This is a genomic window from Micromonospora sp. NBC_00860, from assembly GCF_045207375.1.
GTDB classification, from domain to species: domain Bacteria; phylum Actinomycetota; class Actinomycetes; order Mycobacteriales; family Micromonosporaceae; genus Micromonospora; species Micromonospora vinacea.
The window spans coordinates 6,439,706-6,458,049 of sequence record NZ_CP108825.1 but is presented as its reverse complement, the minus strand read 5'-3'; the positions used below and the strand labels follow the sequence as shown (position 1 = coordinate 6,458,049).

Annotated in this window: 18 protein-coding genes; 7 read left to right on the top strand and 11 right to left on the bottom strand. The window is 72.3% G+C overall.

What is annotated here, in order from left to right:
- Window positions 1-4: 4 nt before the first annotated feature.
- From OH804_RS29775 to OH804_RS29760, 4 genes are all read right to left on the bottom strand, one after another.
- Window positions 5-1,747 carry a hypothetical protein gene (locus tag OH804_RS29775; protein WP_406060913.1) on the bottom strand — a complete coding sequence of 581 codons (1,743 nt, stop codon included), beginning with the start codon at window positions 1,745-1,747 and terminating at the stop codon, window positions 5-7.
- A 109-nt stretch (window positions 1,748-1,856) separates the two neighbouring features.
- Window positions 1,857-2,861, bottom strand: a complete 1,005-nt coding sequence (locus tag OH804_RS29770; RefSeq protein ID WP_406060911.1) for a glycine betaine ABC transporter substrate-binding protein — start codon at window positions 2,859-2,861, stop codon at window positions 1,857-1,859.
- A 201-nt stretch (window positions 2,862-3,062) separates the two neighbouring features.
- On the bottom strand, window positions 3,063-3,803 hold the full coding sequence (locus tag OH804_RS29765; RefSeq protein ID WP_196920103.1) for an ABC transporter permease: 741 nt from the start codon (window positions 3,801-3,803) through the stop codon (window positions 3,063-3,065).
- Window positions 3,800-4,486 carry an ABC transporter permease gene (locus OH804_RS29760; protein WP_091403225.1) on the bottom strand — a complete coding sequence of 229 codons (687 nt, stop codon included), beginning with the start codon at window positions 4,484-4,486 and terminating at the stop codon, window positions 3,800-3,802. Before OH804_RS29760 ends, OH804_RS29765 begins: the two co-directional genes overlap by 4 nt.
- Before the next feature lie 2 nt (window positions 4,487-4,488).
- On the opposite strand from OH804_RS29760, the gene OH804_RS29755 reads away from it, so the two are divergent.
- A complete protein-coding gene (locus OH804_RS29755) occupies window positions 4,489-5,493 on the top strand; it encodes an ABC transporter ATP-binding protein (RefSeq protein ID WP_406060908.1) in 1,005 nt (334 codons plus the stop codon).
- A gap of 53 nt (window positions 5,494-5,546) precedes the next feature.
- Here OH804_RS29755 and OH804_RS29750 read toward each other — a convergent pair whose 3' ends face one another.
- From OH804_RS29750 to folP, 7 genes are all read right to left on the bottom strand, one after another.
- Entirely contained in the window at window positions 5,547-5,978 is a 432-nt protein-coding gene (locus OH804_RS29750; RefSeq protein WP_372432944.1) for a hypothetical protein, read from the bottom strand.
- A 125-nt stretch (window positions 5,979-6,103) separates the two neighbouring features.
- Window positions 6,104-6,412 (bottom strand): hypothetical protein, encoded by a 309-nt coding sequence (locus tag OH804_RS29745; protein WP_279515403.1) that lies wholly within the window; start codon window positions 6,410-6,412, stop codon window positions 6,104-6,106.
- Between the two features lie 53 nt (window positions 6,413-6,465).
- Window positions 6,466-7,680 (bottom strand): ABC transporter permease, encoded by a 1,215-nt coding sequence (locus tag OH804_RS29740; protein WP_406060905.1) that lies wholly within the window; start codon window positions 7,678-7,680, stop codon window positions 6,466-6,468.
- A gap of 119 nt (window positions 7,681-7,799) precedes the next feature.
- The gene (locus OH804_RS29735; RefSeq protein ID WP_196920107.1) at window positions 7,800-8,336 is read right to left on the bottom strand and encodes a DUF3180 domain-containing protein; all 537 of its coding nucleotides are present in this window, start codon (window positions 8,334-8,336) and stop codon (window positions 7,800-7,802) included.
- Window positions 8,337-8,355: 19 nt separating this feature from the next.
- Window positions 8,356-8,883 carry a 2-amino-4-hydroxy-6-hydroxymethyldihydropteridine diphosphokinase gene (folK, locus tag OH804_RS29730; RefSeq protein ID WP_406060903.1) on the bottom strand — a complete coding sequence of 176 codons (528 nt, stop codon included), beginning with the start codon at window positions 8,881-8,883 and terminating at the stop codon, window positions 8,356-8,358.
- Complete coding sequence (folB, locus tag OH804_RS29725) at window positions 8,880-9,248, bottom strand: dihydroneopterin aldolase (protein ID WP_406060901.1); 369 nt, start codon at window positions 9,246-9,248, stop codon at window positions 8,880-8,882. Before folB ends, folK begins: the two co-directional genes overlap by 4 nt.
- Window positions 9,245-10,141, bottom strand: coding sequence for a dihydropteroate synthase (gene folP / locus OH804_RS29720; RefSeq protein ID WP_406060899.1), 897 nt, complete (start codon window positions 10,139-10,141; stop codon window positions 9,245-9,247). The genes folB and folP overlap by 4 nt, the downstream gene beginning before the upstream one ends.
- A 356-nt stretch (window positions 10,142-10,497) precedes the next feature.
- On the opposite strand from folP, the gene OH804_RS29715 reads away from it, so the two are divergent.
- From OH804_RS29715 to OH804_RS29690, 6 genes are all read left to right on the top strand, one after another.
- A complete protein-coding gene (locus OH804_RS29715; protein WP_030327982.1) occupies window positions 10,498-10,812 on the top strand; it encodes a hypothetical protein in 315 nt (104 codons plus the stop codon).
- A 13-nt stretch (window positions 10,813-10,825) separates the two neighbouring features.
- Window positions 10,826-11,188, top strand: a complete 363-nt coding sequence (locus OH804_RS29710; RefSeq protein WP_007466101.1) for a hypothetical protein — start codon at window positions 10,826-10,828, stop codon at window positions 11,186-11,188.
- A 70-nt stretch (window positions 11,189-11,258) separates the two neighbouring features.
- Window positions 11,259-14,660 (top strand): ATP-binding protein, encoded by a 3,402-nt coding sequence (locus tag OH804_RS29705; RefSeq protein ID WP_406060896.1) that lies wholly within the window; start codon window positions 11,259-11,261, stop codon window positions 14,658-14,660.
- Window position 14,661: 1 nt separating this feature from the next.
- Window positions 14,662-16,617 carry an MFS transporter gene (locus OH804_RS29700; protein WP_196920112.1) on the top strand — a complete coding sequence of 652 codons (1,956 nt, stop codon included), beginning with the start codon at window positions 14,662-14,664 and terminating at the stop codon, window positions 16,615-16,617.
- Window positions 16,614-17,171: a hypothetical protein gene (locus OH804_RS29695; protein ID WP_196920113.1), complete on the top strand. Its 558-nt coding sequence runs from the start codon at window positions 16,614-16,616 to the stop codon at window positions 17,169-17,171. The genes OH804_RS29700 and OH804_RS29695 overlap by 4 nt, the downstream gene beginning before the upstream one ends.
- Window positions 17,168-18,340, top strand: a complete 1,173-nt coding sequence (locus tag OH804_RS29690; RefSeq protein WP_406060894.1) for a M23 family metallopeptidase — start codon at window positions 17,168-17,170, stop codon at window positions 18,338-18,340. The genes OH804_RS29695 and OH804_RS29690 overlap by 4 nt, the downstream gene beginning before the upstream one ends.
- Window positions 18,341-18,344 lie beyond the last annotated feature (4 nt).

Below are 18,344 nucleotides of genomic sequence, written 5' to 3'. Positions count from 1 at the left end.
CCGGTCACCGCCAGCGGTCGGCGGGCGGCGCGCCACCGGCACGCGGTACGTCGTCCTGAGGCGGGTAGCCGTAGCGCTCGTCGACCCGCCGCCGGCCGGTCCGCTCCGGCTCGGGTTCCGCCTGGTGGCCGCGTTGTCGCGGCGGGCGCCACTCGTCCGGCACCGGCACACCGCCCACCGGCAGCGCGGGCAGTCCCGGCTCGGCACGCCGGCCGCCGTCGCGGTCGTGGCGGCGCGCCGGCTCGTCCCGGGGGTACGACTCCCGCTCCTCGTAACGGCCGGCGTCCTCGTAGCGGCGCGGCTCCCCGTAGCGGCCGGCGTCCTCATGACGGCGCGGCTCCCCGTACCGGCCGGCGTCCTCGTAGCGGCCGGCGTCCTCATGACGACGCGGCTCCTCGTACCGGCCGGCGTCCTCGGGACGGCGCGGCTCCTCGTGGCGGACGGCGGCCCAGCGGTCGGCCACCCGGTACTCGGTGCCGGTGGCGTCGGCGTGCACCTCGGCCCGGCGTTCGCCGACCCGCAACTCGCGGCCGTTCTCGTCGTCGCGGACGGCGGCCCACCGGTCACCGGCCCGCAACTGCGACCAGTACTCGCCGGTGTCGTCGGCCCGCAGCGGCGGCCCGGGTTGCGGTTCGGCGGCCCCCGCCCGGTCGTGCTGCTCCGACCAGCCCCGATCGTCCGGGCTGTCCCAGGACTCCGCCGCCGGCCGCTCCGGGGTGCGGTGCGACCGGGCCGCCGCGGCGGGCTCATCGCGCTGGGCGTACCCGTCGCGCCGATCGGTCCACTCCGGTTCGTCGCGACGGCCCGTCCAGCCCGGCTCGTCGCCGTACCCGGCCCTGGGGCGCTCCTCCGGCTCGCTCCTCGCCCTGCCGGCCGGGCGGGGGTGCTCGTCCGCGTCGCCGCCCCGGGTCCACTCCTGCGCGGGTGGGGTCCACTGGCCGGCGTACCCGCCGCCGTAGCGCCCGGCCGGCTCGGCCGGGCCGCCGTCGACAACTGTGTGCCGGGTGGTGACGTGCACCGTCTCGGTGTGTCGGACCACGCCACCCGGCCGGTGTGCGGCCTCGGGGCGGTCGTGTTCCCGGGGGCGGGCTGAGCCGTACGCGGTGGCGGCCGGCCGTTCCCCGCCGTACATCCCGGCGGCCGGCGGCTCGGGGGCCTCCCGTGCGTACGCCGGTTCGTCGTCGTCCGGGTGCTCGGGGCGCCCCCATCGGTGCGCGTCGTCGGGCCCGGACACCCGGGCGCGGCCGGCCGGCGCGTCAGCCTGGACCCGGCTACGGGCCACCGGCGCGTCGTCCACCGGCGGCTCGACGGCAGCCACCCGGGCCCGCCCGGCACCTGCCGGCTCGACAGCGGGGGCGGCACCGGCGAGGGCGGCACCGCTGGCGTCGAGGCGGCGGCGTACCGCGGCGATCCCCTCCTGGGCCCGTTGCGCCTGGTCGAGAGCGTGGTTACCGCGCTGGGCGGCGGCCACTATCTCGCTACGCAGCTCCCGGCGCAGTTCCTCGATCTCGTCCTGCAACTCGTCGGCGCGCACCGAGTCGCCCTCGCCGTCGGGTCGCAGCGCGATGGAGAGGCCGATCAGCACCACCGCGAGGATGGCGAGCACCGCGGCGAAGCGCAGCGGGCCGTTGCCGTCGGCCACCAGCAGGATCAGCGCCGCCACTGGCGCGAGAGCGACGCCCGCCCAGAAGAGCACGGTCAGCAGCGGTGGTTGACGCCGGGCTTCAGAGGTGGCCGGGGCTGGCATGGATGTGCAGCCTACCCACGACAACCATCGGAGGGAACGGGGTCCCCGGGACGCACGGACGCCCCCGCCCGGTCGGGGCGGGGGCGTCCTCAGCTTGTGCGGAGAGTGTTCAGCTGGTGGCGAATGCGCCATCCGAGGAGAAGATCAGGCCCACGCTGATCGACCCGTCGCGCAGGCCACTCTTGGTCAGCGGCCCACCCTGGTCGAGCGAGGAGAACTTGCCGACCGACAGCCCGTACGTCTTCTCCAGGCCCGGCTTGCAGAACGGACGCTGCTCGCACTCCGGCGGGCCACCCAGCACTGTCGCGCTGCCGGAGCACTTCGCCGCCAGCTCGGAGAGGGTCCGCACGCCGTACTTGTCGGCGAAGGCCTGGGTCACTGCGAAGGCGTTCTGGTCCTGCGCGGCGGCCGGGGTGCCGAAGGTGAGGCCGGCCTTGTCGCCCTCGGCCTTGAGCGCGGTCACCGTCGTGTTGATGTCCGGCGAGGAGATCGGCTGGGCGTTCTGGCCGTTGGCCTTGGTGTTGAGGAACTCGGCCATGGTCGCCGCGTACTCCGGGACGACCTGGATCTCGCCCTTCTCCAGAGCCGGCGCGTAGAGCTCCCGGTTGCCGATCTGCTGGACCTTGACCTGGTAGCCGGCGGCGGTGAGCGCGATCCGGTACAGCTCGCCCAGGATCTGGCTCTCGGCGAAGTTGCCGGCGCCCACGGTGATGTCGCCGCCCGGGCCCTTGGCGATGCCCGCGGTGAGGTTGTTCGCGCTGGCGAACTCCTCGGCCGCCACCTTGGCGGTCTTGCGGTCCTCGTTGACGGCCTTGTTGAGCTGGATCAGCTTCGGGGTGTCGAGCGCGGCGGAGACCTTGTCCAGTGCGGCGATCAGCTGCGGATTCGCCGCCTTGGCGTTGACCGCGGGGATGACGTTGTCGGAGTTCTGGAGCTTCTTGTCGTCCTGCAGAGCGATGAGCTGCTGACCGGCGACCGGGGCGCACCCGGCGCCGGAGGCGCTCGTCTGGGGTGCGTCGGTGCCGGACGAACCGGCGTCACCGCAGCCGGTGAGGAGCGCTGCCCCGGCGACGGCGCTGACCGCCCCGATCGCCAGACGTGTACGTGCGCGCATGTGCCCGCCTTCCGTGTCCCGGCGCGGCCCGTCCCGGGCCGGCCGCGTGTCCGACGGGCGATCCTGACTGTCGGTCGCCCGCGAATGTCCACCCAACATGCTCCGGAACCGACCGACAACTTGGGATGGACTTCGTCACCCCATCGTCACCGATTGGACGGGGTTGGGTCGCCAGGTCGACGCCGGCTCACCCGGACGGGGTCAGGCGCTCCCGGTGGCGTCGGCGGCCCGTGGCCGCCCGAGGCGCTGCCGTCCGCGCCGCAGCGGTTTGGGGGTGACCAGCCGTTCGACGCCGCCGAGGACCACCTCGGCCAGCAGCGCGAGCCCGGCCACCAGGACACCGCCGGCGACGATCTGCCCGCCGCCGGCCGCGATACCGATTCCGAAGCCGGTCCGGATGATCTGGCCCAGGCCACCGCCGTTGACGAAGGACGCCAGCGCCGCGGTCGCGATCACCTGGACCGCCGCGGTCCGGAAGCCGGCCGCCAGATAGGGCACCGCGAGCGGCAGCTCCACCCGGCGCAGCAGCTGCGCGCCGGACAGACCCATTCCCCGGGCCGCGTCGCGGGCCTCCGGGTCCACCTGCCGCACCCCTGTGTACGCGTTGGCCAGCAGCGGCGGCACGGCGAAGACGGCCAGTGCCACCACCACCGGCGTCTTCCCGAAGCCGCTGGCGAAGGCCACTGGCAGGATGGTCAGCAGCGCCAGGGTGGGGATGGCCAGGGTCGCGTTGGAGATCAGCACCACGAGGCCACCGCCTCGGCCGAGGTGCCCCAGCCAGAGCCCGAGCGGCCAGGCCACCAGGCAGCCGAGAGCCACCGCCAGGGCCGAGATCGTCAGGTGCTCACCGAGCCGGTCCAGCATGCCGCCGGGGTTCGTCCAGTTCAGCGGGTCGTTGATCCAGGTGATCGCCTGGCCGATCGGGTTCGCCGCGACGGTCACCGTGCCCTCCGGGTGGACCAGGGGGTCACCAGTCGGGCGACCAGGATGAGCAGCAGGTCGAGCACGACCGCGAGAGCCACGCAGAGCAGCGCGGCAGTCATGATCTCGGCCTTGTAGAGGTTGTTCTGGAAGCCCGCGAAGATCAACTGCCCGAGCCCGCCGTGCCCCACCAGCACCCCTACCGTGACCAACGCCACCGTGGAGACGGTCGCCAGGCGTACGCCGGTCACGATGCCCGGCAGCGCCAGCGGCAGGTCGATCCGGAACAGACGCCGCCACCGGCCGTAACCCATGCCCTCGGCGGCCTCGCGAACCTCCGGAGGCACCTGGTTGAGACCGGCCACCACGTTGCGCACGATCAGCAGCAGCGCGTAGAGGACCAGCCCGACCAGCACCGTGGTCGCCCCGGTGCCCAGGTAGGGAGCGATGAAGGCGAAGAGCGCCAACGACGGGATGGTGTAGACCACACCACTGACGGCGAGGATCGGACCGGCGAGCGGACGGACCCAGTACGCCAGCACCGACAACGGCAGGGCGATCAACACCGCGATCAACACCGCGCGCCCGGTGAGGGAGGCGTGTTCGCGCACCGCGGCGAGGATCGTGTCAGAGTTGTCCCGCACGTACTGCCAGGAGAACCAGGGGTTACCCGGGTCGGCCCGGTAGCTCAGGCGGAAGGACATACGTGGACGTTACCCCGGAGGCTGCCGGCGTGGCCCAATCCCCTCGCGCGGCGTCGATCTCCCTGCAGGGCATCCAGAAGCGCTACCCGAACGGCACCGAAGCTGTCCGGGACCTCAGCCTGGATGTCCGGGCCGGCGAGCTGGTGGTGCTGATCGGCCCGTCCGGCTGCGGCAAGTCGACAGTGCTGCGGATGATCAACCGCCTGATCGAGCCGACCGCCGGCCGCATCACGCTCGGCGACGAGGACGTCACTGATGGCGACCCGGTGCAACTACGCCGTCGAATCGGGTACGTGATCCAGAACGTCGGTCTCTTTCCACACCAGACGGTGCGGACCAACGTGGCCACAGTGCCGGGACTGCTCCGCTGGCCCAAGGCCCAGACCCGGGCCCGGGTCGACGAACTGCTCGACCTGGTCGGGCTGGACCCGGCCGAGTTCGGCGGTCGCTACCCGCACGAGCTGTCGGGTGGCCAACGGCAGCGGGTCGGGGTGGCCCGCGCGCTCGCCGCCGACCCGGTGGTGCTGCTGATGGATGAGCCGTTCTCGGCCGTCGACCCGATCGTCCGCGCCCGCCTCCAGGAAGAGTTCCTGCGCCTGCAGGCCGAGGTGCGCAAGACGATCGTGCTGGTCACCCACGACCTCGACGAGGCGGTCCGACTCGGTGACCGGATCGCTGTGCTCTCCGAGGGCGGGCACCTGGAGCAGTACGACACCCCCGCCGCACTGCTCGGCGCACCCGCCACCCCGTTCGTACGCGAGTTCGTCGGCGCCGACCGGGGCATCCGCCGGCTGGCGGTCACCCCACTCGACCGGGAGGCGCTGGAGCCGGTGCCCGCGGACACCGCACCGGATCTGCCCACCGTCGCGGTGGACGGCTCCGCGTACGACGCGCTGGCGGTCCTGCTCACCTCGGGTCGGGACCGGCTCCTCGTGACCGACGCCGGCCGGCCGGTGGGCACGTTGAGCCGACAGCGCCTCCTCGACCTCGGCCGCCCGACCAGCTGACCCGGCCCGGCCCGGTCGGGCACGGCCGTCGCGCCCGGCCCGCACCGGTCGGGTCAGGCGCGACCGCCGAGGCTGGCGATGCCGATGATCCACCCGGTGAGGAAGCCGTAACCGGCGCCGGTGCTGGCGTCCTGCAGTGCCCCCAGCAGCGACGGTGCCGGGCCGAGCAGCGCCGCCAGCACGGCGGCCAACCCGCCGGCCAGCACGTACGCGGCCCAGCCGGAGAAGAACTGGCTCACCGGGCCGGGCACCCGGGCGACCTGGGCGGCGGGCAGCAGGTAGAGCAGGGCCACCGCGAGGACCACCAGCAGCACCGCCCGCAGGTCGGCGGCGAACAGCCCGCCGTCCTGCCCGTCCGCGTCCAGCCGCCAGGCCGGCCAGGCGAGCAGGCGCGCGTAGAAGGCGCCGGCCGACTCCGGGTCGGTCAGGGTGCCGGCCCAGCGGGTGTACGCCGGACTGCCGCAGATGCCGACCAGCAGCAACACGGCGAGCGCGCCGGTCCCGGCGGCCGTGCCGTAGCGGCTGACCGGGCCGGAGCGGTGGATGAGCGACGCGATCCGCCCAGGCCCCGAACCGGTGGCTCGGGCCGACCTGGGCTGCCCCGAGCGGCTCAGTGCTTCATCAGGTAGTCGATGAAGGCGGCCCGCAGCAGCGGCGCCGACTCCTCATAGCCGTGACCGGTCAGCTCCCGCCACAGCGCGTTGGCCTCGTCGATCGTCGGACCGATCGAGTTCGGGGCGCCGTCCAGCACCGTGGCCTCGTCCGCGTTCGGCAGGTGGCGCAGCACCGACCAGTAGAAGCCCACGTCCCGACGCTCCCGGGCCCGGGCGAACGCCCGCTCCCGCAGCTCCTCGGTGGACAGCGCGTCAAGCTCCTCGAACGAGGTTCCGCCCGGGGTGGCGGCAGGTGTGTCGGTCATGTCGCCGAGCCTAACGGTCGAGATCAGCTCCGGCTCGGCGGACGCGACGCGGCTCACCGCTCATCGGTGTCCCACCGCCGCGGGCTGTCCTCCCACCGCGGATCCCGCCACGGGTCCACCGGTTGGGGTGCGGCCTGGGTCGGCAGCGTGGGAGGCCAGTTGTCGACTGACTGCGGCTGCGGCGTGGTCCAGCCCGAGCTGATCGTGCCGTCGCTGACCGGCTCGATCCGCTCGGGGCCGCCCGCTCGGGGCCGCCCGAGTGTCTCGACCAGCCGGGTCGCCAGCAGCCCGACGCCGAACGCCACCCCGCCGACCACCCAGTTGCTCAACGTCCACCCGCGCTCCGGCGCGTACACCTGGAAGACGGTGACCAGGCCGACCGCCAGCAGCGTGCCGAACACGCCGCCCCGGCGACCGTACGCGCTGGTACCGGCGAGCAGCGCCACGCCGATCGCCAGCACCGTCCAGTCCAACCCCGAGGTGGGCGCCACCGGCCCGGGGTCGTTGGCGGCGAGCAGCACGCCGGCGAGAGCGGCCAGCACCGTGGAGACGACAAGCGCGACGGCGGTCACCACGGCGGCCACCGCGCCCCGCCGACCGGCCGGGTCCGCGATCGGTCGGTACCGGCCGACGAGCCGGCGGATCGCCCGGACCGCGCCGAACAACCCGCCGAGGACTGCCACCGCGGCGAAGCCGGCGAACAGGTAACCGGCGCTGCTGGTCGGGTCGTAGTCGCCCTGCACCAGCACCGGCGCCGAACGGCGTTCGATGAACACCACCACGGCGGCGGCGCCGGCCAGGCTGGCGGCCCAACCCGGCACGTGCAGCACCACCACGGCCAACGCCAGCGCGAGCCCACCGACCGCGGCGACCGCCACGGCCGGGCCGATCGACTCCGGCAGGCCCCGGTCACCCTGCTCGGCGTAGTGCAGGGCGGCTGCCACCGCGATCGGGCCGACGGCCAGGTTCGGCGCCGCCGTACGCAGGCTCAGCCCGGCGGCCAGGACGAGCAACCCCAGCCCGACCGCGTCGATCAGCAGCGTGCGCAGGTTGTCGTCGCGCACGGCGCCCGAATCCTCCTGCCAGAGCAGCCAGCTCACGACCGCCAGCCCGGCCAGCAGCAGCAGCTCCCACCACAGGTGCACGCCGATCCGGTCCCGACCGGGCTCGCCGTGGGTGGGGTCGTCGAAGACGTTCTCCAGTACGGCGGCCGGCACCCCCGACGAAGGTTCGGCCGACCGGTCCCGGCCCGCTTCTTCGTACCCCATGACGCCGCCTCCCCAGTGGCCGGCCGTCCCCAGTCCGGCGCGCGGACGGACCCTGGGCGGCCCTTGCTCTCCGATCGCAGGCACCGTACCCGCGCCCGCAGCTGGGCGTAACCCCCTGCTCAGCGCTGGCCGGGGCGGCTCTCCCGTGGGTCCTGCTCGCGCTCGTCGTCAGGGCGTTCCGGCACCCGGCAGGAGCGCTCGAGCCAGAGCGCTGCACCGACCAGGGCCAGCGAGGCGAGCAGGCCTCCGCCAGCGGCCGGTCGATCGTCCAGGGCGGCACGGGTGGTCTCCACGAAGAGCCAGCCGGTGAGCCCCGCGTAGAAGCCCGCGAAGATCGCCGCAGCCAACGCCGACGCCTTGGCCAGCACCACGAAGCGAGCGACCAACAGCGGGTTGACCGGGTCCCGGCCGGGCTTGCGCTCGATCCGGCCCCGGGTGTTGATCGCGGCGTACGCCTCCAGCACGGCGAGCCCGGCCAGCGTCACCACCGGCAGCCAGGGCAGCCGGGGAATGCCGCTGTAGTAGAGGGTGCTGATCAGCAGCCAGGCCACCGCCGCCGCACCCAGGCCGGCCACGACCAGGGTCGAGATCCGGGTGGGGCCCATCCGCGACCCGTCCGGGCCCGACCCGCGGGGTGGGGGCTTCGCCTGCGTCATGCCGGCCGGTTCCGCTCGGTCATGCCGTCGACTCTAACGCCAACTCCGGCCGGGGACGCAGTTCCAACGCCTCGTCCGCCGCGGGGCCGGTGGTCAGCAGGTCGGTCAGCCAGCCGTGACCGGGCAGCCGACCGTACGGCTGGATGTCGATCCACGGGCGCAGCACGAAGGCGCGCAGGTGCGCCCGGGGGTGCGGCAGGGTCAGCTCCGGGTCGTCGCTGAGCACCGGCTCGTCGTCGTCGCCCCAGACGGCGATCACGTCCACGTCGAGGGTGCGCGGCCCGAACCGCCGCTGCGGGTCACGGACCCGGCCGGCCGCGCGTTCCGCGTCGCGGGCCCGCTCCAGCCAGTCGCGCGGGCTCGCGCTCTCGTCCTGCGCGAGCACCACCGCGTTGAGGTACGCCGGCTGGTCGGTGTCGCCCCACGGTGGAGTCTCGTACACCCCGGAGAGCACCAGCACCGCGTCGCCGAGGGTGGCGACGGCAGTGCGCAGGTGCTCCAGCCGGTCGCCCAGGTTGCTGCCGAGCGACAGGACCGCCCGGGTCACCGGGTACGCGCCCGGGTCATGGTGACGGCCACGTCGGTGAAGGTGTGCGGCACCGGAGCCTCCGGCTTGTGCACTGTGATCGTCGCGGTGTCGACCCGTTCGTCGGCCAGGCAGACCGCAATGAGCCGGTCGGCGAGGGTCTCGATCAGGTTGACCGGCTCGCCGGTCACCACCGCGACCAGGCGTTCGGCCAGTTCGCCGTAGTGCACGGTGGCGGCGACGTCGTCGCTGGCGGCGGCCGGGCCGAGGTCCAACTCCAGGACGGCGTCGACCACGAAGTCCTGCCCCTGTACGCGTTCGAAGTCGTACACCCCGTGCCGGCCGCGCGCCCGCAGGCCGGTCAGCTCGATCCGGTCCGTCGTCATCGCCGTACCCCCTGCTCGTGATCGTGGTGCGCTCGATTCCTGTCGTGCGGCGGCACGGCGAGGCGCGGGCTGCCGGTCGCGGCCCAGACGGCGAGCGCGTCGGCGGTGGCCCGCACGTCGTGCACGCGTACGCCCCAGGCGCCGGCCGCGACCGCCAGCACGCTGGTGGCCACTGTCGCCGCCTCCCGTTGGGCCGTCGGTCGCGGCGTGCCGTCCGCATCGGCCAGCAACCTGCCGAGGTACGACTTGCGGCTGGCCCCGAAGAGCAGCGGGTAGCCGAGATCCAGCAGCTCCGGCAGGCGGGCGCTGAGCTCCCAGTTGTGCGCGGCCGTCTTGGCGAAGCCCAGCCCGGGGTCGACGATGAGGCGGTCGGGGGCCACCCCGGCGGCCAGCGCCGCGTCGATCCGTTGGGCCAACTCGGCCCGGACCTCGGCCACCACGTCGGTGTAGGTGGCCAGCTCGCGCATCCCCCGGGAGTGCCCGCGCCAGTGCATCAGCACCCACGGGCAGTGCGCGTCGCAGACCACGCGGGCCATGTCCGGGTCGGCCAGGCCACCGGAGACGTCGTTGACCACCGCCGCACCGGCGGCCAGGGCGGCCTCCGCCACCCGGGCGCGGCTGGTGTCGACGCTGACCGTCACGCCGGCGGCGGTCAGCTCGCGGATGACCGGCAACACCCGCTCCGCCTCGGTCGCGGCGTCGATCCGCTCGGCGCCCGGGCGGGTCGACTCGCCGCCGATGTCGACCAGGTGCGCACCGGCGTCGCGCAGACGGACGCCGTGTCCGACGGCGGCGTCCAGGTCGGCGTACCGTCCGCCGTCGGAGAAGGAGTCCGGTGTGACGTTGAGGACGCCCATCACCACCGGGCCCGAAGCCCGCACCAGATCGGTCACGACTAGACGGTACCGGTCGCGGCAGCGGCGCCCAGCGACCCGGGTCGGCCCCGCACCACTGCCCCTGACGTGCCGATTCGAACAGGTGTACGATCGGTCATCCGGGCAGCATCGGGCAGCCCCTTCGCGGCTTGTCGCAATCCGGGGCGGCCCGTACGCTTTGGAATTGGCCAGCATCGAGATGGCGAAGCTTGGAGGGAGGGCCGAAGCGGGGGAAAACCGCCCAAACCTCGCCACCCTCCGTGGTGAGTAACGAACACAGGGTCAAGAACGCCATGCCCTGTGGAGCACTTTTCCCGCCAGGCTTGCCTATTGCACCGCCGCGGCACCGCCGGCCGCGCTATGGGGAGGTTCCAGTGATCGCCTTCGAGCTCATGGAGACGGCGTCGTCCGGCGTCGCCCACGCGCTCTCCACCCTGGCGTCGGCTCCACTCGCGGAGCCGGCACCGAAGGGGATCGACACCAACAGTGTCGTCACCTTCTTCGCCAGCAAGATCGCGCCGATCCTGCTCGCCGTCCTCGGCGTCATCTTCATCGGCCGAGCCAGCCGAGGCGAGATCTCCAAGGTGCTGACCAGCTCCGCGATCGCCATCGTCGGGCTCGCCTTCATCGCCGGCGCGGCAACACTCTTCTTCGTCGGCGATTACCTGATCGACCTGATCTTCGAATAGGCGCGTTCACCAGATGCGGCTACGCACCGACGACGACATCTACCGGGCCCGCCTGGTCTACCTCGGGCCGCCCGGTTACACCCTTCCGGTCCACCTGCCCTACGCCCAGTACGGGCTCTTCATGCTGCTGGTCCCCCTCTACATGTTCATCCACTGGCTGTTCACGTTGACGGTCGAGCTCTTCCCAGCCTGGGAGATCGCGCTCGCCATCGTGACCACGTCGTTCATCTTCCGGCACGTCGACCCCGATCGGCCGGCGCGGGTGGTCATCCGCACCGCGCTGACCGACTGGCGACGCACCCGGGAGCCGGCGATCGAGCAGCGCGATCCGCGCCTGGTCGGCAGCCGGATCAGGATTCGGGAGGAGCTGGCATGACCGGACGTACGTCGAACGGTCCGTCGCAGGACGCGGGCAAGGGTCTGCCGACGGTCACCGAGGCGATCGCATGAGCCGCTCCTCCACGCCGGGTTCCCCGGCCGGCCGGCCGGGCGCGCCGGCCGGTCACCGTGCGCACTCATTCGACTACACCGAAGACGAAGATGAGGTCGCCCTCGACCCCGCGTTGGTGACGTCGCCCGGCCACGGTGCCGTCGGCGTGTTCCAGGCGCCTCGGCCGGTTTCCCGCCGGACGCCACCGGCCGAGCCCACCGCCGTGTCGGCCGGCGAGAACGCCGACATCGACTCCCCCTTCCTGGACCTCTTCGGCGGCGGGGGGCGACCCGGCACGGCCCGAGCCGTCACGGCCGGCCCGAGCACCCGCGAGCAGCCGGCGATCCCGCATCAGCCGCCGCCCACCGCCAACCCGGCACCCGCCCGCGCGGTTCCCGAGTTGGAGCCACCGTGGACGCCCGCCGACCAGCCCGGCAGCGGTGGCCGACCCGTCGAGCCACGGCACGGCGGCGGCCACCCGCCCACCGAGTCCCGGGTGCCGCACCAGGCCGGTGATCGACGGCCGATGCTCCGTCCACCGGACGAGCCCGACCCGTCCACCGGCCGCGGCTCGTCGGCGACGAGCACCGGCACCGCCGGCCGGGCAGCCGGCACGCTGCCGAGCAGCCGACCCACCGCCACGCCGGCAGCTCAGCCGGCCCGGCCCACGGCACCGGTCGAGCAGCCGGCGAGCATCACCGCATCGGATCGGCCAGCCCTGGAGCGCACGGCGCACCGGCCCACCGACCCGGATCGGCCCAAGCCCACCGGCAGGGAAGTCGCCCCGTCCCGCCAACGCGCCGCGAGCCGATCGGACCGACCGGTCAAGCCGACCCGGGTTCGCGCTCCGAAGATCAAATTCGGGGATCGGGATCCGTCAGTCGAGTTGGCCATCACCGAGATCGCCGGTCACCTGACCTTCACACCGAACACCGTCACCGCCTGGTACTGGCTGCCCGAGGTCCGCTGGGCGTTCCGACCGGACGCCGAACGCGAGGCGCTGCTGTCGGCGATCTCCGAGCAGTACGCCGGCCTGGCCGGCTTCCGACTGCACCTGCGCCGCACCACCCGGCCGTTCCCCGCCGACGAGTGGGCACGCACCATCGACACGCACACCTCGGCGCCGCTGCCCGACGTACCCGGCACCACCGGCTGGGCCGATCACCTGGTCGCCGCCCAACGGCACCTGATGGCGGTCAACCACGCCGAGGGGCAGACCTACCTGGGTGTCACCTTCGCCCGCCGCTCCCTCGGCGACTCGCTCACCGAGCGGGTGCTGCGCACCTTCGGCCGGGGCACCGCCGATGGTGAACGCCGCAAGCTGGGCCGCACAGTGGAGCAGTTCGACGAGGTGCTCGGCGCGTTCGGCATGCGCGGCCGGCGGGTCACCGCCCAGGAGCTGGAGTGGCTGCTCTACCGCTCCGTGGCGTTGTGCATGTCGCCGCCGAGCACCCTCTCCCCGGTCACCGACGGGCGGTGGGAGCGAGGCGACCTGCTCGCCATGACCGAGCAGGTCGAGCGCTACCGCACCCCGTACGGCTCGACGGTCAAGCTGGTCAATCGGATGACCGGCGAGGAACGGCACGTCGCAGTCCTCGCGGTCGGCCGGATGGAGCCGCTGGAGATCCCGGAACGGCACGAGCCGTGGCTGCACTTCCACGAGCGGCTGCCCTGGCCGATGGAAATCTCCACCAGGGTCGACATCCTCGGTTCAGGCGACTCCTTCCGTAATCTCGAACACCGACTGCGGATGATCCGCTCGCAGCAGCTCGACTACGCCGAGCACGGCATCGACGCGCCCCCGGAGCTGGAACGACTGGCCAAGCGCGCACTGGTGATCGGCGACGAGATGACCACCGGGCTGCCTGTCGACTCGGCCCGTGCGCACGGCTGGCACCGGATCGCGGTCGGCGGCCGGACCAGAGAGGAATGCCTGGAGCGGGCCCGCCGGCTCATCCAGCTCTACTCCCGGGAACTGCGCATCTCGCTACAGCACCCGAAGAACCAGGACTGGCTGGCCCGCGAGTTCATCCCCGGCGAGCCAATCGCCAACACCGGCTACGTCCGCCGCATGCCGGTGCCGTTGCTCGCCGCCGCGCTCCCCCAGGCCGCATCGAACGTGGGCGACCGGCGGGGCGACCTGATCGGCCGCACCGCCGGAACCTGCCGCCGCCCGGTCTTCCTCGACCTGCACTTCCCGATGGAGGTCCGCGAACGCTCCGGGCTCGCGGTCTTCGTCGCCGAACCGGGTGGTGGCAAGTCGACACTGCTCGGCGCCCTGGGCTACCTGGCCGCCCGTCGAGGTGTCCAGGTGACCCTGCTCGACCCGTCCGGCCCGCTGGCCCGCCTCTGCGCGATGCCCGAGCTGCGGCCGTACTCCCGGGTGTTGAACCTGACCGGCTCGGAGCACGGCACCCTGGCGCCCTACTCGCTCATCCCGACGCCGCTGCGCTCCGAGTTCGGCACCGGGGCCGCCGGTGACCGGGAGTTCGAGATCGCCGTCTCCAACGCCCGAGCCGAGCGGCGGATGCTGGTCCAGGACATCTGCATGATGCTCGTCCCGCCGCAGGTGGCCAGGGAGGCGTCGACTGCCACGCTCTTCCGGCACGCCGTCCGCCAGGTCCCCGCCGAGGAAACCTCCACCCTGGACGACGTGGTGAGCTGCCTCGGGCGACTCGACGACGACGCCGGCAAGGAGCTGGCCAACCTCCTGCTGGACACCGCCGAGATGCCACTGGCCATGCTCTTCTTCGGCCGACCGCCGGAGGGGTTACTCGGCGCCGACGCGGCCCTCACCGTCATCACCATGGCCGGGCTACGGTTGCCCGACCTCAAGATCGAACGGGAGTACTGGTCAGCCGAGGAGGCCCTGGCCCTGCCGATGCTGCACACCGCGCACCGGCTCGCCGTCCGGCGCTGCTACGGCGGCTCGATGTCGTCCCGCAAACTCGTCGGCCTCGACGAGGCGCACTTCATGGAGGGCTGGCGGTCCGGCCGATCCTTCCTGGTCCGCCTCGCCCGCGACTCCCGCAAGTGGAACCTGGCCGCGCTTGTCGCCTCGCAGAACCCCAAGGACATCCTCGGCCTCGACGTGCAGAACCTCGTCTCCACCGTCTTCGTCGGCCGCATCGCCGAGGACGCCGAAATCGCCTCCGAAGCCCTACGGCTGCTGCGAGTGCCGGTCAACGACGGATACGAGGCCACACTCGCCTCCCTCTCCGCAGCCGACACCAGCTCGTCCAGCCGGCTCGGCTTCCGCGAGTTCGTGATGCGCGACGTCGACGGGCGGGTGCAGAAGGTCCGCGTCGACGTCTCGTACGTCGAAGGACTGCTGGACCACCTCGACACGACGCCCGCCGCGATCGCCGCAGCGGCCGGAGTCCTGCCGAGCATCCCCCTGCCGGATCTGGAGGCGTGACATGGCTAGGGCCTGGGCAAGGACTGCGTCGTTCCTGCTCGCCCTTGGCGTACTGGCCGGGGCCACCCTCACCTGGCCGCTGATCGGTGCGGAGGCCGCAGCCGCCGCACCGCCCGCCGCCCAGGCCCGCGCCGACCTCTGCACGACCGCCGAATGGCAAGCCGACTTCCGCGCCTGCGTGGGGAAGCTGAAGCAGGTCGGTGAGGGGGAGATCGAGTGTCGGAAGCCGCCCGTACCGTCCGCGCCGGACTCGGGCCTCGCCGGCTGGTTCGCCTCCCGCCCGGACTCGTCCAAGCTGCCTGGGCCAAAGGGCATCTACAGCGACTACGGCTACGGCGGTTACAGCTTCAACACTTATCGACCGGATGGTGGTTGTGCCTCCGCCGTCCTCCATCCCGACTACAAGTTCACCACCACCGTCGCCAACGGGGAGCTCATGATCGCCACGGCGGTCGTGGGCGCCTCGAACGCCCTGCGGGAACGGGCCTGGGACCCTCGCTCGATGTGGGATTGGGCCGACCCGCTGGTGGAGAAGGCCACCAAAGCCATCTACCAGAAGGTTTTCAGCGTCTTCGGGATCGTCACGCTCTGCGTGGTGGGTCTCTACCTGCTCTGGCGCTCCCGCCAGTCGGACATGAGCAATGCGATGACGACGGCCGGGTGGGCATTACTGGTGATGGTGGCGGTCACCGCGCTGGCGGCCTGGCCGGTCAAGTCGGCGAACATCGCCGACGGCACCCTGATCACCTCACTCGGCGTCGTGCACGACGCCATAGGCCCGGCTTCCAGAGACACCCCGCCTGATCAGTGCGATGATCCGGATCCCAAGGCATGCAAGGACAACCGGCCGCCCGCCGTTCGGGCCAGCGACACTGCCACCGAGGCCATGCTCTACCGCAACTGGCTGCGAGGAGTGCTCGGCTCGGCGGATAGCGAGACCGCCCGCAAGTATGGCCCCGCCCTGTACGACGCCAAGGCGTTTTCCTGGGAGGAGGCCGAGAAGCTGCGTGCCAACCCGGGCACCCGGGGAGCGACGATCAAGGCCAAGCAGCAGCAGTGGATGACGATCGCGGAGCAGATCGAGACCGAAGACCCGGAGGCGTACGAGTTCCTGACGGGATCTCGCGACATGGACCGAATCGGCTCTGGGTTCATCGCCGTGCTCGCGGCCGTGCTCTTCGCGATGTTCGACCTGACCGCGTCAGTGCTGGTACTGCTGGGCTTCCTGATCTTCCGGTGGGCGGTGATCGCGGCACCCATCCTGGGCACCATTGGTTTGCTACGACCGGCCAGCGCCGGGCTACGCCGGCTGGCTAACGCGGTCGTTGCCGCTGTGTTCAACATTGCCATCTTCGGCACCGGCGCCGCGATCTACCTCTTCGCTGTTGATTTGATCATGAGCACACCCACCCTGCCAGGCTGGCTTCAGGTGGTGCTGGTCTGGCTCTGCGGGGTGGTCGGATGGCTGTTGCTGCGGCCGTACCGGCGGATCACCCAACTCGGCGGCAAGGACAGCAGCGAAGCGGTCAGTTCGGCCGGATCCTGGCACCGCCGGTTCTTCCGCGACATGCGGACCGCCGCGCGGCTGGACGTGGCCGAGCCCGGCGGCACCGCCGAGCCGGTGGGCGGCCGTCGACGGTCCCCCGACGCAACGCAGACCCGGCTACGTCCGGAGGCGCGGCGGGAGGACCCGGCCCCGGTGCCGACCGCAGTGGCCGAGGGCCGGCGCACAGACGCGGCGCGCCCGGACGGTCGAGAGCGGCCCGACGAAGCGCCGGCGGAGGAGGGCAGAGGTCGGGGGCGCCCAACCGCCCCGCAGCCCCGACGCCGACAGCCAGCGACCTGGACCGAGCCGGATGTACCGGCTGAGAATCCGTCGTTCGTGGTCTACCGCCCGGGCTCCACCGAGCGGGCACCGGATCGCACCGGACCTCGGGTGCGCTCAGAAGCGAGGTGACGGTCATGCGACGGGCGTTGGAATTCCTCTTCACTCGGGCGCTGCGGTCCCGGCTGGGCATTGCGCTGGCGATCGGGGTGGTGGTCGTCGGCGTGCTCGGGGCGACCCGGCTGATCTCCAACCCGGTCGATTCAGCGGATGGGTTGAGTAGCCGTCCGGATGGGCCGATCATCACCGTGGACCCGACGGCCGGCGACGACGGTCTACTCAACAGCGCGGCCCCGCCGTCACCCATCACATCGCCCGGCGCCCGCACGCCCGAACAGACCGCCGATCGCTTCGCCAAGGCCTGGCTGGGCCGTCCCGGGATGACCGCCGAAGAGTGGCAGGCCGGCCTACGGCCGCTCTCCACTCCGGCCCTGAGGGAGAAGTTGACCGGTGCCGAGCCCGAGAGCGTGCCGGCCGAGAAGATCACGGGTCCTCCGTCCATGCGAGAGCGGACCGAGACGTTCGTCGAGTTGCTGCTCCCCCTTGATGCCGGCGGGCTCCGGTTGGAACTGGTCACCTCCGACGATGGTTGGCTGGTCGACGTTCTGGACTGGGAGCGGCCATGAACGACGTTGGTAAGGCCGAAACCCGCCGCGGGCCCCTCCGGCTGGGGCTGGTCGCCGCAGTGCTCACCGGGATGCTGCTCCTGCTCTGCTGTACCGGCGGCACAGCTGCGTTCTTCCTCACCGGGCTCGGCGGCGACGCCGAGAACGGGGATGTTTTGGGCATGGAGTGCGGACCGGTCCGAGCGGTGAACGTCGCGGGCAAGCTGCCGCGGTTCACCGAGTACGGCGACACCCAGATCCGCAATGCCGCAATCATCATCAAGGTCGGCCAGGACATGGGCGTGCCCTCCCGAGGCTGGGTGGTCGCCCTCGCCACAGCGATGCAGGAGTCCGCCCTACGCAACCTGGCGAACAGCGGCGTACCCGCGTCCCTGGCGCTGCCACACGAGGGGGTTGGCGCGGACCACGACTCGCTGGGCCTGTTCCAGCAGCGGCCGGGGTGGGGCACAGTCGCCGAGCGGTTGAACCCCGCGTACGCGGCCCGCAAGTTCTACGAGAAGCTCGTCAAGGTGGAGAGTTGGCAACGCCGGCCGCTGACCGCAGTCGCGCAGCGGGTGCAGGTCAGCGCATACCCGGACGCGTACGCCAAACACGAAGAGGTGGCCAGCCGGATCGTGGACGCTCTGGCCGGTGGCGCGGCCCGCACCGTCGAGATCAACGGCAAGGCGGTGTGCAACGCGGCCGAGCGCGGCCAGATCGCCGCCTCCGGCTGGACCGCGCCAATCCCCGGCGGAGTCGGCTCCGGTTTCCGCACCGCCAGCCGACCCAGCCACAACGGAGTCGACATCGGCGCGGCCAAGGGCACCGAGATCCGCGCGGCAGCGACCGGTCGGGTGCTGGTCTCGACCTGCGACGAGGACCATCGCGGCCGCCAAGACTGCAACGTGGACGGATTCCCCGGCAAGGGGGGCTGCGGCTGGTTCGTCGACCTGCTGCACGCCGGTGGCTACATCACCCGGTACTGCCACATGGTGGTCCAGCCCTTCGTCAAGAAGGATCAGATCGTGACGGCCGGTCAGGTGATCGGCAAGGTCGGCAGCAGTGGCAACTCCTCCGGCCCGCACCTGCATTTCGAGGTGCACCTGCGCAACAACCGCAGCGCGTCCGGCGCGGTGAATCCGGTCCCGTTCATGCGCGAGCGGGGTGCTCCGCTGCGCGCCGCTGAGTGAGGCC